Source organism: Streptomyces canus (assembly GCF_001514145.1).
Taxonomy (GTDB): Bacteria; Actinomycetota; Actinomycetes; order Streptomycetales; family Streptomycetaceae; genus Streptomyces; species Streptomyces canus.
This window is the reverse complement of the sequence record NZ_KQ948681.1, coordinates 1-13,650: the sequence shown is the minus strand read 5'-3', so window position 1 is coordinate 13,650 and position 13,650 is coordinate 1. Positions and strand designations below refer to the sequence as shown.

14 protein-coding genes are annotated in these 13,650 nt (G+C 70.9%); 10 read left to right on the top strand and 4 right to left on the bottom strand.

All coding sequences use genetic code 11. The features are described from left to right. Window positions 1-17 precede the first annotated feature (17 nt). From AQJ46_RS46605 to AQJ46_RS58635, 5 genes are read left to right on the top strand one after another with little or no spacing between them, the layout of a single operon-like run. Complete coding sequence (locus AQJ46_RS46605) at window positions 18-245, top strand: hypothetical protein (protein ID WP_059211419.1); 228 nt, start codon at window positions 18-20, stop codon at window positions 243-245. Further along, the gene (locus AQJ46_RS46600; protein ID WP_059211418.1) at window positions 245-652 is read left to right on the top strand and encodes a TadE family protein; all 408 of its coding nucleotides are present in this window, start codon (window positions 245-247) and stop codon (window positions 650-652) included. The genes AQJ46_RS46605 and AQJ46_RS46600 overlap by 1 nt, the downstream gene beginning before the upstream one ends. After that, entirely contained in the window at window positions 649-1,098 is a 450-nt protein-coding gene (locus AQJ46_RS46595) for a TadE/TadG family type IV pilus assembly protein (RefSeq protein ID WP_059211417.1), read from the top strand. Before AQJ46_RS46600 ends, AQJ46_RS46595 begins: the two co-directional genes overlap by 4 nt. Beyond that, window positions 1,095-1,550: a pilus assembly protein TadG-related protein gene (locus AQJ46_RS46590; protein ID WP_059211416.1), complete on the top strand. Its 456-nt coding sequence runs from the start codon at window positions 1,095-1,097 to the stop codon at window positions 1,548-1,550. Before AQJ46_RS46595 ends, AQJ46_RS46590 begins: the two co-directional genes overlap by 4 nt. A gap of 7 nt (window positions 1,551-1,557) precedes the next feature. After that, window positions 1,558-5,238 carry a LysM peptidoglycan-binding domain-containing protein gene (locus AQJ46_RS58635; protein WP_059211415.1) on the top strand — a complete coding sequence of 1,227 codons (3,681 nt, stop codon included), beginning with the start codon at window positions 1,558-1,560 and terminating at the stop codon, window positions 5,236-5,238. Window positions 5,239-5,405: 167 nt separating this feature from the next. On the opposite strand, the gene AQJ46_RS46580 is transcribed toward AQJ46_RS58635, so the two are convergent. From AQJ46_RS46580 to AQJ46_RS46565, 4 genes are all read right to left on the bottom strand, one after another. Beyond that, window positions 5,406-6,386, bottom strand: a complete 981-nt coding sequence (locus AQJ46_RS46580) for an ATP-dependent DNA ligase (protein ID WP_079072776.1) — start codon at window positions 6,384-6,386, stop codon at window positions 5,406-5,408. A 226-nt stretch (window positions 6,387-6,612) separates the two neighbouring features. After that, complete coding sequence (locus tag AQJ46_RS46575) at window positions 6,613-6,924, bottom strand: hypothetical protein (RefSeq protein WP_079072775.1); 312 nt, start codon at window positions 6,922-6,924, stop codon at window positions 6,613-6,615. Next, window positions 6,921-7,106, bottom strand: a complete 186-nt coding sequence (locus AQJ46_RS46570; protein WP_059211414.1) for a hypothetical protein — start codon at window positions 7,104-7,106, stop codon at window positions 6,921-6,923. Before AQJ46_RS46570 ends, AQJ46_RS46575 begins: the two co-directional genes overlap by 4 nt. Before the next feature lie 94 nt (window positions 7,107-7,200). After that, the gene (locus AQJ46_RS46565) at window positions 7,201-7,689 is read right to left on the bottom strand and encodes a hypothetical protein (protein WP_059211413.1); all 489 of its coding nucleotides are present in this window, start codon (window positions 7,687-7,689) and stop codon (window positions 7,201-7,203) included. A 266-nt stretch (window positions 7,690-7,955) separates the two neighbouring features. On the opposite strand from AQJ46_RS46565, the gene AQJ46_RS46560 reads away from it, so the two are divergent. The 5 genes from AQJ46_RS46560 to AQJ46_RS46540 all read left to right on the top strand — a co-directional run. After that, the gene (locus AQJ46_RS46560) at window positions 7,956-8,402 is read left to right on the top strand and encodes a hypothetical protein (RefSeq protein ID WP_059211508.1); all 447 of its coding nucleotides are present in this window, start codon (window positions 7,956-7,958) and stop codon (window positions 8,400-8,402) included. Window positions 8,403-8,424: 22 nt separating this feature from the next. Further along, on the top strand, window positions 8,425-9,342 hold the full coding sequence (locus AQJ46_RS46555) for a trypsin-like peptidase domain-containing protein (protein ID WP_059211412.1): 918 nt from the start codon (window positions 8,425-8,427) through the stop codon (window positions 9,340-9,342). A gap of 223 nt (window positions 9,343-9,565) precedes the next feature. Then, on the top strand, window positions 9,566-10,231 hold the full coding sequence (locus AQJ46_RS46550; protein WP_225887611.1) for a hypothetical protein: 666 nt from the start codon (window positions 9,566-9,568) through the stop codon (window positions 10,229-10,231). A 6-nt stretch (window positions 10,232-10,237) separates the two neighbouring features. After that, window positions 10,238-11,761, top strand: a complete 1,524-nt coding sequence (locus tag AQJ46_RS46545) for a Y-family DNA polymerase (protein ID WP_063803940.1) — start codon at window positions 10,238-10,240, stop codon at window positions 11,759-11,761. Continuing rightward, window positions 11,754-13,650 (top strand): PHP domain-containing protein (locus tag AQJ46_RS46540; protein WP_159064193.1); only part of this gene is annotated, 1,897 nt, incomplete at its 3' end. The genes AQJ46_RS46545 and AQJ46_RS46540, both read left to right, overlap by 8 nt.

Genomic DNA, 13,650 nt, shown 5'->3' with positions numbered 1-13,650 from the left:
TGAAGGAGTTACTGCTCATGAACAACCTCCCCCTGCGCCTCGCGGTCGCTGCCCACGCCCAGGTCGAGCGGCTGCTCGGCGCGGCCGCCCGGAACATCGCCGACGCCCGTGCCGACGACGACCGCGGCGACAACAACATCTCCATGATCATGTGGATCGTCGGGATCGTGGCCTTCGCCGCGCTCGCGATCGCCGCGTTCAAGACCCTCGGCCAGAGCAAGCTCGACGACATGACTGGGCTGTGATGGACCTTCCCGCACTCGCGCGGCGCGTACGGCGCCGGCTCAGAGACGACGACGGCGACGCCTCCATAGAGATGCTGTGGTGCTTCCCCGCCGTCCTGCTGCTGGTGTTCATGGTGGTGGATGCGTGCAACGTGTACTTCGCGAAGTCCGCGGCCACCACCGCCGCCCGTGAAGGCGTCGCCGGGGCCCGCGGCTACGGCGACGAGCTCGGCGAGGGCGTCGAACGCGCCGACCACGTCCTCGACCGCATCGGGGACACGCTGATCAACCCCCGCGTGAGCACGGCCGGCACGACGGGCCAGCGCGTGGAGTTCACCGTCACGGGCAAGGCCCAGTCCGTGATCGGCCTGAACATCACGGTGTCCGAGCGCGCCACCGGCCCCGTGGAGAGGTGGACAAATCCGTGACCGCCAGGCAGCGGCCGGCGCGTCGCGGGCCCCGGCTCGGGGATGACCGCGGCCGCGTCGCCGTGGAGTTCGTGCTGTGGGTGCCAGCCGCCATCTTCGTGCTGATGATCGCCTTTGCCGGAGGACGGATCGTCACGGCCGACCAGGCCGTGGACGCGGCCGCCGCGGACGCGGCCCGCGAGGCCTCCATCGCCCGAGACGCCGGCGAAGCCGCGGCGAACGCCCGCGCGGCGGCCGCCGCCACTCTCAGCGACCAGAAGCTGCGCTGCAAGAGCACCCGCATCACCGTCGACACCTCCGGGTTCTCCGCGCCGCTGGGCGCCTACGGCGCCGTGACCGCCAAGGTCACCTGCACCGTGAACCTCGCCGACCTCGGCACCGGCTTCGGCAGCAAGACCGTCGAGTCCGAATTCACCTCCGTGATCGACAAGTACAGGCAGCGATGAAGACCACCGACGAACATCTCCGGCGCCGGGATATCTTGCGCAGTGACCGAGGGTCCCTGTCACTGTGGTGGATCATGATGGTCATCCCGATGTTCATCATGATCGGCATCGCGTTCGACCTGGGGGGCAAGTTGCGCGACATCGAGCACGCCGATGCCGTCGCCGCCGAGGCCGCCCGGGCCGGCGGCCAGGCCATCGACCCCGCCCAGGCCATCACCGGCGACGCCGTCGTCCTGGACACGGCCGCCGCCGCCCGCGAGGCCCGCCGCTACCTCGCCAACGCCGGGGTGAAGGGCACGGTCACCTTCGACGCGGACGGCACGACCATCAACGTCGACGTGACCACCCAGCGCCGCACGGTCTTCCTGCAGATCATCGGCCAGTCCACCCTCGACGTCGAAGGCCACGCCTCGGCCGAACTGCTGCACGGCGTCGGCGCACCGGAGAATTGAGCCTGCCATGACCTCGTCCCGCTCCCGCACCAAGCAGAAGATCCGGGCCGTCGACGTCGTCCGCAGCCTGGCCAGCCTGGTGGCCCTGGTGGCCCTGCTGGCCGGGCTGCCGGTGCTTTTGTGGTTCCTGACCAGGGTCCTGCTGCCGGACGGCATCTCAGTCGACGAGATAACGGGCCTGCTGACCACCCGCAACCTCGGCGCGCCCTTCTTCGCCGTCGTCCTGGCCGGCGGGTGGATCGGCTGGCTGGTCTTCGCCGTATGCACCCTGCTGGAGATCCCCGCACAGCTGCGCGGGCGCCGGCCCGACGTCCACGTCCCCGCCTTCGGCGTCCAGCGGCTTGCCGCCCTCCTCGTCGGCGGCGTCCTGATCCTGCTGCCCACCGGCACCGCCATCGCCTCCCCCGCCTCCGCGGCCACCAACGCCACCCCGGTGGCGCCGACCAGCGTGAGCGCCCCCATCACCGCCGGAACGGAGACAGCAGCCGCCACGCCCGCCTCCGCCACGTCCCCGGCCCAGACGACCCGCGCAAAGGGCTACACGGTCGAGCCCCGCGACAGCCTGTCCAAGATCGCCTTCCAGGAGCTCGGGGACGCCACCCGCTGGCGGGAGATCGCGGCCCTGAACAACGGCAAGACCATGGTGGACGGCACCCGGTTCTCCACCCGCGGCGTCCTGCAGCCGGGCTGGAAGCTCGCCATGCCCGACGACTGGAACGCCTCAACTGGCCTGGCGCCGCAGACCGGGACCGACACCCACACCGTCCGGCCCGGCGAGACGCTCTCCGGGATCGCCGAGGAGGAGCTGGGCGACGCCGACGCGTACCCCGAGATCGCCGAGCTCAACGAAGGCCACCAGCAGGCCGACGGCCGCACCTTCAGCGACCCCGACAAGATCTACCCGGGCTGGAAGCTCGATCTGCCCAACCCGCAGGCCGACACCGGCGAGAGCGCCCCGCCGCAGACTCCCTCCGCGCCCGAGCAGGACGACCGGGAAGGCACTCCGGACGCACCGCACGCCGACACCCCGACCGCCCCGGACGACACGCAGCAGGGCACCGGCCACGCCGAAGGCCAGCAGGACAAGCCGGAGGCGGAGGCATCGACTCCCGCTCCGCAAACCTCCGCGCCCGAGGCCAGCGCCACCCCCGACACGGCAGCCCCCGAGGCCAGCACCGCACCGCACACCCCGGCCACCGCCGCCCCGCACGACACCGCCGCCCCCGAGACCGCCGGCGACGAACCCGCCGACGACCAGGCAGAGGACTCCTCCGTTCTCACCACCGCCGTCGCGGTGACCAGCCTGTTCGCCGCGGCCGTCCTCGCAGTCCTCGGCGCCCGGCGGGCCCAGCAGCAGCGCCGCCGCCGGCACAAGCGGCGCATCCCCATGCCCGACCCCAACACCCCGGCCGCCGACGTCGAGCAGGAGCTGCGGGCCGCCTCCGACGCCAGCGGCCTCGACCTCGTCGGCCTCGCGCTGCGCACCCTGGCCGCCAACTGCGCCCAGGCCGGCCGGCCGCTGCCCGAGGTCGACGCCGTCCGCATCACCAGCAAGGGCATCGCCCTGCACCTGGCCGCCCCCACCCCGCCCGTCGCCCCGTTCGCCCTTCTCGACGGCCAGCCCGACGTGTGGTGGTGCCCCGCCCGCGGCGCCCATCTCCTCACCCCCGACGAAGCCCGCGACGTCACCGCCCCCTACCCGGCACTGGTCAGCCTCGGCAAGACCGAGGGCAACGACCCCGTCCTGGTCAACCTGGAGTCCGTCGGGCTGCTGCGCCTGGGCGGCACCAGCACGGACGTGCGCGCCGTCCTGCTCGCCCTGGCCCTCGAACTGGCCAACTCCCAGCTCACCGACGACGCCACCGTCATCCTGGCCGGCATCGGCGAAGAACTCGCCTCGGTCTTCCCCGCGCACGTCGAGTACCACGACCAGGTCACCGACGCCGTCAACGAACTCGTGGCCCACGACGCCTTCCAGCGCGGCGCCCTCGGCGCCGCCGACCTCGACCACCTGCCCGCGGCACGACTGACCGACGACGGCGGCGACACCTGGATCCCCAAGATCCTCCTGTGCCCCGGCGTGCCGAGCCAGGCCGACGCCGACGTCCTGGCCGACCTGCTCGCCTCACGGCCCCGCACCGCCATCGCCGTGATCACCGCAGCCGACGCCGCGCCCCAGATGCCCAGCTCCTGGACTCTCCCCGCGACGCCCGGAGACGCGGTCCAACTCCCCGGTCACGAACTGGCCGTCGACCTCCAGCGCGTGGACGACGAGACCTACCAGCCGCTCCTGCAGCTGCTGAGCACCGCGAACCGCACCGACGACGTCCCCGCCCCGGCCTGGACGCACGCCCCCGACGGCACGCCGGCGCCCAACGGCCCCGTCCCGCTCCCCGCGCCGGCCGACTCCGCCCTCGCTCCGGAGACCGGCGCCGCCCAGCCGGTGCCGGGCATCGTGAGCGTGACCATGTCCAAAGCGGGCGAGGACCTGGCCACCGCCCTTCCCGGCATGAGCGCCCTGGCGCCGACGGTCTCCGGCCTGTCGCTGGCCGCCCAGGGCGTCCCCGACCACACCGGCGGCTACGACGAGGAGCCGGTCGAACCGGATCCGCACGAGGAAGACGACCCGCACGGCGAGGCGTACGGCGACGCCCCGGAGACGGGCGACGGCGAGAAGCCCGCGGGGAACGCTGACTTCGGGCAGGTCCTCACCGAAGTCCTGGAGGAACAGCAGCCGGCCCCGACCGGCACCGAGGAGCCCGACGGCGCCCCGGACCCGGAGACCGAGGAGGCATCCGCGCTCGCGCCCGCCACGCAGTCCGGCAGCAGGGGGCAGGAGGAGGCGCCCAGCCGACCGGCCCCGCGGGTCACCGCGTCCACCTCCAGCGTGCTGGCCGCCCTGACCACGCCGCCGGATCCGCCGGCCGCTCCACAGATCCGCGTGCTCGGCCCCGTCGACGTCGTCGGCACGCTGGGCAAGGTGGAGTCCTACCGCCGCAACGCACTGACCGAGATCGCCGCCTGGATGGTCCTGCACCCCGGCGGCACCCGTCACGAGCTCGACGAGGCGGTCTGGCCCGGCCAGCGGATCCTGGCCAACGCCCGCAACTCCATGGTCAGCAAACTGCGGACCTGGCTCGGCCGCGACCCCCGGCTGCCGGCCGACGACCCGCAGGGCGCCTACCTGCCCCCCATCGCCGGCGGCGTGTACGCCTTCAACGACCAAGTCACCAGCGACTGGGCGCAGTTCCAGGAGCTCTACCGCTACGGCATGCACCACACCGGCTCCGACGCCGACATCGCCCTCGCCCAGGCGCTCGCCCTCGTCCGCGGCAGGCCGTTCTCCAACATCGACCAGTCCAAGTACGTCTGGGCCGAGCAGGACATCCAGGAGATGATCTCCGCCGTCGTCGACGTCGCCCACGAACTCACCGTCCGCCGCATGGCCGCCGGCGACTACCGGGCGGCCGCGACCTCGGCAGGAAAGGGCCTGACCTGCGACGTCCAGTCGGAACTGCTCTACCGGGACCTCTTCACCATCTACAGCGAAACCGGCGACCAGGCCGGCCTGGAACGCACCGCCCAGCAACTCAACCGCATCGCTCTGGAAAGCGGATGCGACGCCGCCCCCGAGACCGTTTCCTTGATCAACGCGCTGAGGGACGCCAACCGCATCGCCTCCGCCTAGTACAGGGCCCGTGCTTCCGCGAGCAACGACGGCGTATACGTCTCTGGTCGGGTCCCTGGGCATGGTCGCCGACGTCCGGCCCATCCCACCTTTGGTCCCCTGCCGCCCAGTCCGCGCAGGACCTGTCCGTCCGCACCGAGGCGCGGTCGGCGGCCAGCCGACGAAGATCAGGCGTCCTTCCCGAACAGCGGGACATCGTCAGGAATCAGATCGCTCCTGACGCGTTCCAGTCTGACCGGGTGCCGCCAGCGCCCGGCCGCATCCCGGGACACGTCGACCGCGATCTCGGCGACCATGACCGGCTCGACCAGCTGTACGGCAAGTTGTTCACGTGAGCCCCATCCGGCGGAGAAGGTCCATCCAGTCCATGGGTGCGCGGTCCCACCCGGTTGGAGCTCGGCGGCCAGGGCCTGGCGGACGGACAGGTTCAAGGCGGTGGTGCGGCCCACGTACTGGAGTCTTCCGCTGGCGTCGAGGCGACCGAGCAGGGCCGTAGTGGGAGCGGTCGGGGCGCCAGTGACCGCGCCTACTACGGCCTCGGTCGTGTGCCGGAACCGGTACTTCCGCCACGCCCTGAAGCCGGAGACATACTGCTGATCAAGGCGCTTGAAGACGAGCCCCTCCAGCCCGACCGCCGACCACTCCAACCACTCGGCGGCCTTCTTCGGGTCGGTAGTGGAGGGACACAGCGTCCACGGAGCTTGCAAGCTGTGGTCGGCGAAGAGCCGTTCGAGCGCCGCGCGGCGAGTCCTGTACGGCTGCGAGGTCAGGTCGGTGCCCGCCCGGAGCAGGTCGAAGGCGACGAAGTGGGCCGGCCACTGCTCGGCCGCACGCGCAGCGGTCGCCGCCCTGCGGTGCGCACGCTGCTGAAGACGCTCGAAGGCCAGCCGGTCGTCCTCCCACACGACCAGCTCCCCATCGAGTGCGGTGTCGTCTGGCAGTTCGGAGGCGGCAGCAACGATCTCGGGAAACGCCGGCGTCAGGTTCCCTCCGCTGCGGGAACGGATCATGACCCGGTCGCCGGTCCACCGACCCAGCAGTGCCCGGTAGCCGTCCCACTTCGGCTCGGCCGCGTGCCCGGGGTGGAGCGTGGGGCCGGGTGTGGGAGTGGCAAGCATCGGCTCCGGCAGGGACCAGGTGGGGGGCATGGTCAACGTCCTCCACCGAAAGCGGGCGACGGTGAGCAGTGTCGCCCGGTCAATGGACTCAGACAGGGCTTTGCGCACGGAACGGACGTTCGCCTCGGAGCGGGTGCAGAGAGGTCACGAGCTGAACGTGATCGCATCGGGACGATCGTGGAGACGGCCATATCCCCATGGGACGCCCCGCGAGCACAGCTCGCTCCCTCGCAGCCGTTCGCGGGCGGCGTGCCGTCTACAGGTCGAGGACCGCGCGGAGGGCATTGTCGACGAGTTCTTGCTGTTCGGGGCCGATATTGCCGTGCAGCGTGCCAGTTTCGAAGCGGATGGCGGAGAGCTGGAGGAGGTTGACGGCGACGAGGGAGGCGTCGACCGGAGTGGTCAGATGGACACTCATCGCCGTGTCGGGGTGCTGTGCCGGAGCGTGGAGTACCAGGGCAACGACAGCGCTGTAGGCCTCAGCGAGCCCGTCAAGGCTGACGATGAGGACGGTACGGGTGCCCTTGCCGGTGTCGACGTCCCACACGTCACCCTTGCGGATGGTCACAGGGCGTCGCCCTCACCTGCCAGGTCGAGGGGAGCGATGGAGACGAGCTTGCGGGCGGCGTCGAGGGTCATCTGCCGCCGGACGGCGCGCAAGATGTAGTCGTTCAGCGACGGGGCGCCGGCTGCGGCGTCGCGCAGCGGTTTGTCCATGGCGTCGGGGATCCGCAGAGTGATGGCAGTCATGACGTCAAATCTAGTGGCAAAAGTGCCATCACGATAGCTGTGCTCATGACGGACTCCGAACGCGGCGCGGCGGTGGACGTCGAAGGGGATCTCGCTATGGCTGGTCCGTGCCCAGGGCCTTCCGCGCGGCCTGCTGGAAGGCGCGGTCAGGAGCGCGTTTCGCCTGCCACGCCTGCTTGAAGCGCTCGTCGCATTCAGGGAGCCGACCGTGTCCCTCACGCAGGGCCGCCGCGAACCAGTCCATGCCGGCCTTCTCCCAGTCGTACATGGCCACACGTAACTCATCTGCCGCCTCTGCGGCGGACACCGGCCCGGCGACGGCGACGGACGCGACTGCGGTGCTGAACCGGACCCACGCCTCGTGCACCTCGGTGAAGGAAGCTCGCCGCTGCTCCGACGTGGACTGCTCGTCCCAGACCAGGCTGGAGAACCGCCACCAGGCCGCCGACAGCAGCTTCGTGCTCGCGATACACGCGCTATAGGCCTCCCGACGCGCAGCTTCACACCGATGCTCTCGGTCGGACTGCAACTGCCGTTGCTGCTGGCGCCCTTGACCGAGAACGGAGACCCAGCCGCCGGCCACGGCCCCCGGGCCGCCGCGCCCACCACACGCGCCACACTCGCGTCCATCACCGCGCACCGCGCTGGCGGAACCGCGACCAGAGCGCCCGTCGAGAGGCGGACCGTTGGGCGGGGTGCTGGTGCGGCTGGTGGCGCCGGGCGGGCGTAGCTCGCGGTAAGGGTGTCGGCGACGGCCCGGTCGCCGCGGTGGGCCACGGTCGACCGCCCCCTGTCCTGGCCTGCGTAAGGGAGTACGGTGGCCGCCTCAGCTGCTGCGAAGGGGGTTTGATGGAAGCGGAGTTGATGGCGCTGGCTGCCGCAGGTGCTACAGCAGTCGTTCAGCAGATGGCAACGGATTCCTGGGGACGTGCGCGTGACCGCATCGTCTCGTTCTTTTCCCGCCGTGCCGGCGCTGGGGAGGAATCGATCGAAGGGCAGCTGGAGACCTCGCGCGGAGAACTGACGGCGGCGATGGAGTCCGGCGATGAGCAGACCGTCTCGGATGTCCAGGCTGAGTGGCGTACGCGTTTGCGGCGTACGTTGCTGGCCGATCCTGCCGCCGCGTCCGAACTGCGGGCAGTGCTAGACGAATTGGCACCCCGCCAGAACGACCAGCACGTCGTGGAAGTCCACAACACGATCAGCGGTGGCGTGCAGCACGGCCCGGTGATTCAGGCGCGCACTGTGGATTCGCTCAGCTTCGGGGTGCCCCCTGCGGGAGAGGTGCGGCCGTAGACCCGCCGCATATCCTCTCGCCATGACAACGGATGCCTCCTCCCGACGTGTCGACGACGGCCTGAGCAGCGGCTCGCGCCGGGTATTGGAGGTGCCCGCGCTTGCCTCGCTCTACGTTCAGCCCCTCTCGCCCATGGCGACGGTCGAGCGTGGCCGGGCAGCGACGGCGTTCGTCGTACGCAACCGTGCGGGAGAGCCGTTCCTGATCACGAATCGTCATGTGGTGACCGGGCGCAACAGCAAGGACAACGATCGGCCCAGTGGCGCAGAGATCAGTGCGCTCCGAGTGCTGGTGCAGATGGCGGGGCCGACGTTGCGGTGGACGGCCCTGGTGCTGGAGCTCGGTGACGAGGATGGCCGGCCGCTGTGGCTCGAGCACCCTGATCACGGCAAGGACGTCGACGTCGTCGCCTACCCTCTGCCTTCGGAGTCTGAGGAGAACCTCGATCTCATCGCCTACTCGGCCGCAGGCCCGGCGTGTGCGCGCGTGGATCTGACCACGGAAATGTTCGTCATCGGCTACCCGATCGGCTTCGATCCGTTCCGTGCGAGCGCATCCATCGGTGTGTGGGCCAGGGGAACGGTTGCCTGGCCGCCGGGAATGGACTGGGAGGACCTGCCCAGCACTCTTATCGACTGCCGTGCGCGTCCCGGCCAGTCCGGTTCTCCGGTGGTCTTCTATGCCGACGCGCACACCACGTACTTGGCGGCCGACGGTGTGCGCAGAACGGGCCCGGTCTGGGATCTGGTGGGCATCTACAGCGGCCGTATCGCCGAGGGGAGCGACGTCGGGATCGTATGGAAGCGCTCGGCGATCGACGCGATCGTGGAGCGGGGGCACAGGCCGCTGAAGCCGCTGGTGAGTCCGTTCGACGAGTCGGTCGACCGGCAGCTCCTCACCGATCCCGCCTCGAAGGTGCCCGACCAGGCAGGATCCTGAGGCCCCCCGCACGCTCCTGGATTACTCCGTCTCCTGTCCGGAATCATCGGCTGACGAGTTGCGGTCCGTCTGCCGCGGCCTACGCGCGGGCAGCATCAATTGCTTCAAAAAGCCGCATACCTGACATAGGACATCAGAAGATCACTCTTTCATGCTCGCTCATGCGTTCGACTTGCATTAATCGAACTGATGACCGAAATTCGATGGTGTGCATGCGGGACCGGTGGCGATCGAGCAGACGGAGCAAGGCGGCGCTGGTGATCCGGCAGAGTCGCCGCTCGGTGCGTTGCTGCCCGGCGGCCACGTCCGCCCCGGAACGGCGGTGAGCGCTGGCGGGGACATGCCGCTGCTGCTGGCCCTCGCGGCAGAGGTCTCGGCGGAATCCGCCGGCTGGGCAGCCGTCGGACTGCCCGACCTGGGGGCGCTCGCGGCCGCCGATGCCGGACTGGACGTGGGCGCCGGTCTGTGGGTCGACGAGCCGGGGCGGCAGTGGCCGCAGGTATTGGCGACCCTCCTCGAAGCGGTGCCGGTGGTATTGACGGGCCCGGTGCCCCCGGCGCCGGCCCGCATCGCGCGGCGGCTGGCCGCGATCATGCGGCGCAGTGGCGCGGTGCTTCTGACCGTGCAGCCGTGGGAGGGCGCGGACCTGTCCCTGCAGGTGAGCTCTCCGGTGTGGGTCGGGGTTGAGCACGGATTCGGGGTTCTGCGGGGGCGTCGCGTGACGGTCACCTCGACGGGCCGCGGTGCGGCGGCACGCCCGCGGCAGGCGGATCTGTGGCTTCCCGGGCCCGACGGGTCGGTGACGGCCATCGCGAAGCCGACCGGGGAGCCGACCTCTGGTGTGCGTGTGCCTGCGGCGGGGCGGGCTGCCCTGCGGGTAGTGGGGTGAGCCGCGGTGGGCAGAGTGGTGGCGCTGTGGGTGCCGAACTGGCCGGTCGTGGTGGCCGAAGCGGAGCCGGAGGCCGCCGTTGCCGTCGTGTCCAAGGGCGTGGTCCTGGCGTGCTCGGCGGCCGCACGGGCGGCGGGCGTGCGACGGCGGATGCGCGTGCGGGTGGCGCAGGGCCGGTGTGCGGAACTGCGGGTGGTGGACCGCGACCTCGAGGCGGAGATTCGGGCGTTCGAGCCCGTGGTGCGTCACTTGGAGGAGCACGTTCTGGCGCAGCTCGAAGTGATCCGGCCGGGGCTTGTGGCGGCGCCGTCGAGGGGGCCGGCCCGGTACTGGGGCGGTGAAGAGGAGTTGGCGGACCGGCTGCGCGCGGCGGTGGCCGAGTGCGGGCATCTTGCGCTAGTGGGGATGGCGGACACGGTGTTCGCGGCCGCACTGGCCGCTCGGCAGGACCGCATTGTGACGGCCGGCGCCACGGCCGGGTTCCTCGCTCCCTATCCCGTGGGCGTGCTCGGTCTGCCACGGCTGGCCGCACTGCTAGAGCGGCTCGGTGTGAGGACGGTGGGAGCCTTCGCGGCCCTGCCCGAGGAACGGGTCGCGGCCCGGTTCGGGGCTGCTGCGGCGGACGCGCACCGTACGGCGGGCGGCGTGGAGGCTCGCCCGTTGACGGCCCTGCCGGCCGGAGAGCGGTATGGGGTGGCGCAAGCCTTCGAGCCGCCCGAGCAGCGGATCGAGCCGGTCACGTTCGTGGCGAAGGCGTTGGCCGAGCAGTTGCATGAGCGGCTGGGGCAGGCCGCACTGACCTGCGCCCGGTTGGAAGTCGCGGTCGAACTCGCAGGCGGCGGGGCGGGATTGAGCCGGGTCTTTCGTCACGAGGGCCGTCTGTCGGCGCTGGCGGTGGCCGAGCGGGTCCGCGGCGTGCTGCAGGCATGGGCGGACGCCGGAGCGTTCGGCGGGGACGTGGCGGGCGGCATCGCCAAGCTGGTGCTGCGTCCGGAGGCGCTGAGTGCGGCTTCGGGGCGCCAGCAGGCGTTGTTCGGCGAGGCCCTCACTCCGGAGGAGGTGGAGCGGGCGGCCGCTCGGCTCCAGGCGCTGCTCGGCCACCAGGCCGTCAGGCGCGTCGAGTTCGGCGGCGGCCGCGGTCCGGCCGAGCGGGTGCGGCGGATCCCCTTCGGGGATGACGACCTGGTCCGTCGGCGTCCGGCGGGCCCGTGGCCGGGCCGCCTGCCCGCTCCGCACCCGGCCATGGTGTTCGCCCGTCCGCTGCCTGCGGTGCTCACGGATGCGCGCGGGTCGCTGGTGGAGGTCTCGGCCCGGCTGGAGGTGCCGTCGGCGCCGGCTGTGCTGCGGATCGAGGGGCACGGCGAGGCGGCGGTGACCGGCTGGGCCGGGCCGTGGCCTGTGCTGGAGCAGTGGTGGGAGCCGGGGCGGGCCCGGCGTATCGCCCGGATGCAGGTGACCACGCAGGACGGCCGTGCGTGGCTGCTGGTGATCAGCCGGAGCCAGTGGCTGGCGGAGGCCTTTTATGGCTGACCGCTTCGCCGCCCTCCTCCCGCTGCCGCCCCGTACGGCCGAACCGGACCGCGGGAGCGGGGAGCGGGAGTGGGCCGAGCTGCACGTGCACTCGTCCTTTTCCTTCCTGGAGGGGGCGTCGGATGTGGGCGCGTTGGCCGAGGAGGCGGCCCGGCTCGGCATCACCAGCCTGGCGCTCACCGACCGCGACGGCCTGTACGGGGCGCGGCGCCTGGCCGAGGCCGCAGCGCAGGCGGGGATCGGCACGGTGTACGGCGCCGAGCTGTCCCTGCACGATGCGGAGTTGGGGACTCCGGTGGTGATCGCGCGGGACCTGGAGGGGTTCTCCCGGTTGTCGGTGGCGATCAGCGCGGCGCAGCTGGCCGGGGCCAAGGGTGCGCCGCGCTACGACCTGTCCGCGCTCGCCGAGGCCGCGGCCGGCGGGCACTGGGCCGTGCTGCCGGGGTGCCTGGCGCCGGAGGCGCACAACGAGGCCGGCGATGTCGTGGGGATCGCCCGCCGCCTCGAGCGGCTGATGGAGGTGTTCGGCGCGGGCAGTGTGTTCGCCGAGATCGTGAACCACTTCTTGCCGCTGGATTCGACGCGCAACGACCTGACGTACGTCGCGGCGCGGCGGGTGGGCTGCCCGGTGGTGGCATCCGGTGCGGTGCGCCATGCCCGGCCCCGGCAGGCCCCGCTGGCCCAGGCGCTGGCCGCGCTGCGCCGGCGGGAGGACCTGGAGCGGGCGGCGGGGGTGGTGATGCCGGCGCCGACCGCGCACCTGCGCTCCGGCGACGAGATGGCCCGCGCGCTGGCCCGCTACCCCGGGGTGTGGCAGGCCACCGTCGAGCTCGGCCGCGCCAGTGTGGTCGACCTGGGCCGGCTGCGGCCCGAGCTGCCCGGCTTCGACACCCCGGACGGGTACGACGAGGATTCGTGGCTGCGGCATCTGGCAGAACAGGCGTGTACGCGCCGGTTCGGACCACGCGGCGAGCCGTCCGCACGGGCCGCGTGGCGGCAGCTCGACCACGAACTCACCATGATCAAATCCATGAAAATGGCGGGCTACTTTCTCATTGTGGCCGATATCTGCGACTTCGCACGACGGTCGAATATATGGTGCCAGGGCCGCGGATCGGCCGCCAGCTCCGTGGTCTGCTATGTGCTCGGCGTGACCGGCGTCGACCCGATCCGCCACGGTCTTCTCTTCGAACGCTTTCTTCACCTGGAGAAGACGGACCCGGATATAGACGTGGATTTCGAGAACGGCCGCCGCGAAGAAGTCATCCAGTACATTTACGAGCGCTACAGCCGGGATCACGCCGCTCAGGTCGCGAACATCATCAGCTACCAGCCGCGCCTGGCCGTCCGGGATTCCGCGCGGGTTCTCGGATATCCGGCCGCACGCATCGACGAGATGACACGGCACATCCACCACGAGCCGCCGGGCAAGGAAGCCGAGATCCCGGACGACGTCCGGAACCTCGCATCCCAGCTGTACACGCTCCCGCGCCACCTCGGTGTACACTCGGGCGGAATGGTTCTCACCCGCCGCAGAATAGCCGAATTCATGCCCGTCGAGTGGGCTACCGCAAAGGGAAGATCGGTTCTGCAGGGCGATAAAGATGACTGCGCGGCAGCAGGCTTCCTGAAAATTGACATCCTCGGACTGGGGATTTTGTCGGCCCTGCACACGGCATGCGATCTGATATGCGAGCACCACGGCGTCGAATATGATCTCTCATCGATCCCCCCGGACGACCCGGATGTGTATTCGATGATCGCGCACGCGGAAACTCACGGAGTTTTCCAGGTTGAATCAAGAGCGCAGATGTCGATGCTTCCGAGACTCAAACCGAAGAATTTCAACGATCTGGTCATCGCGGTTTCGATTGTACGCCCAGGACCGG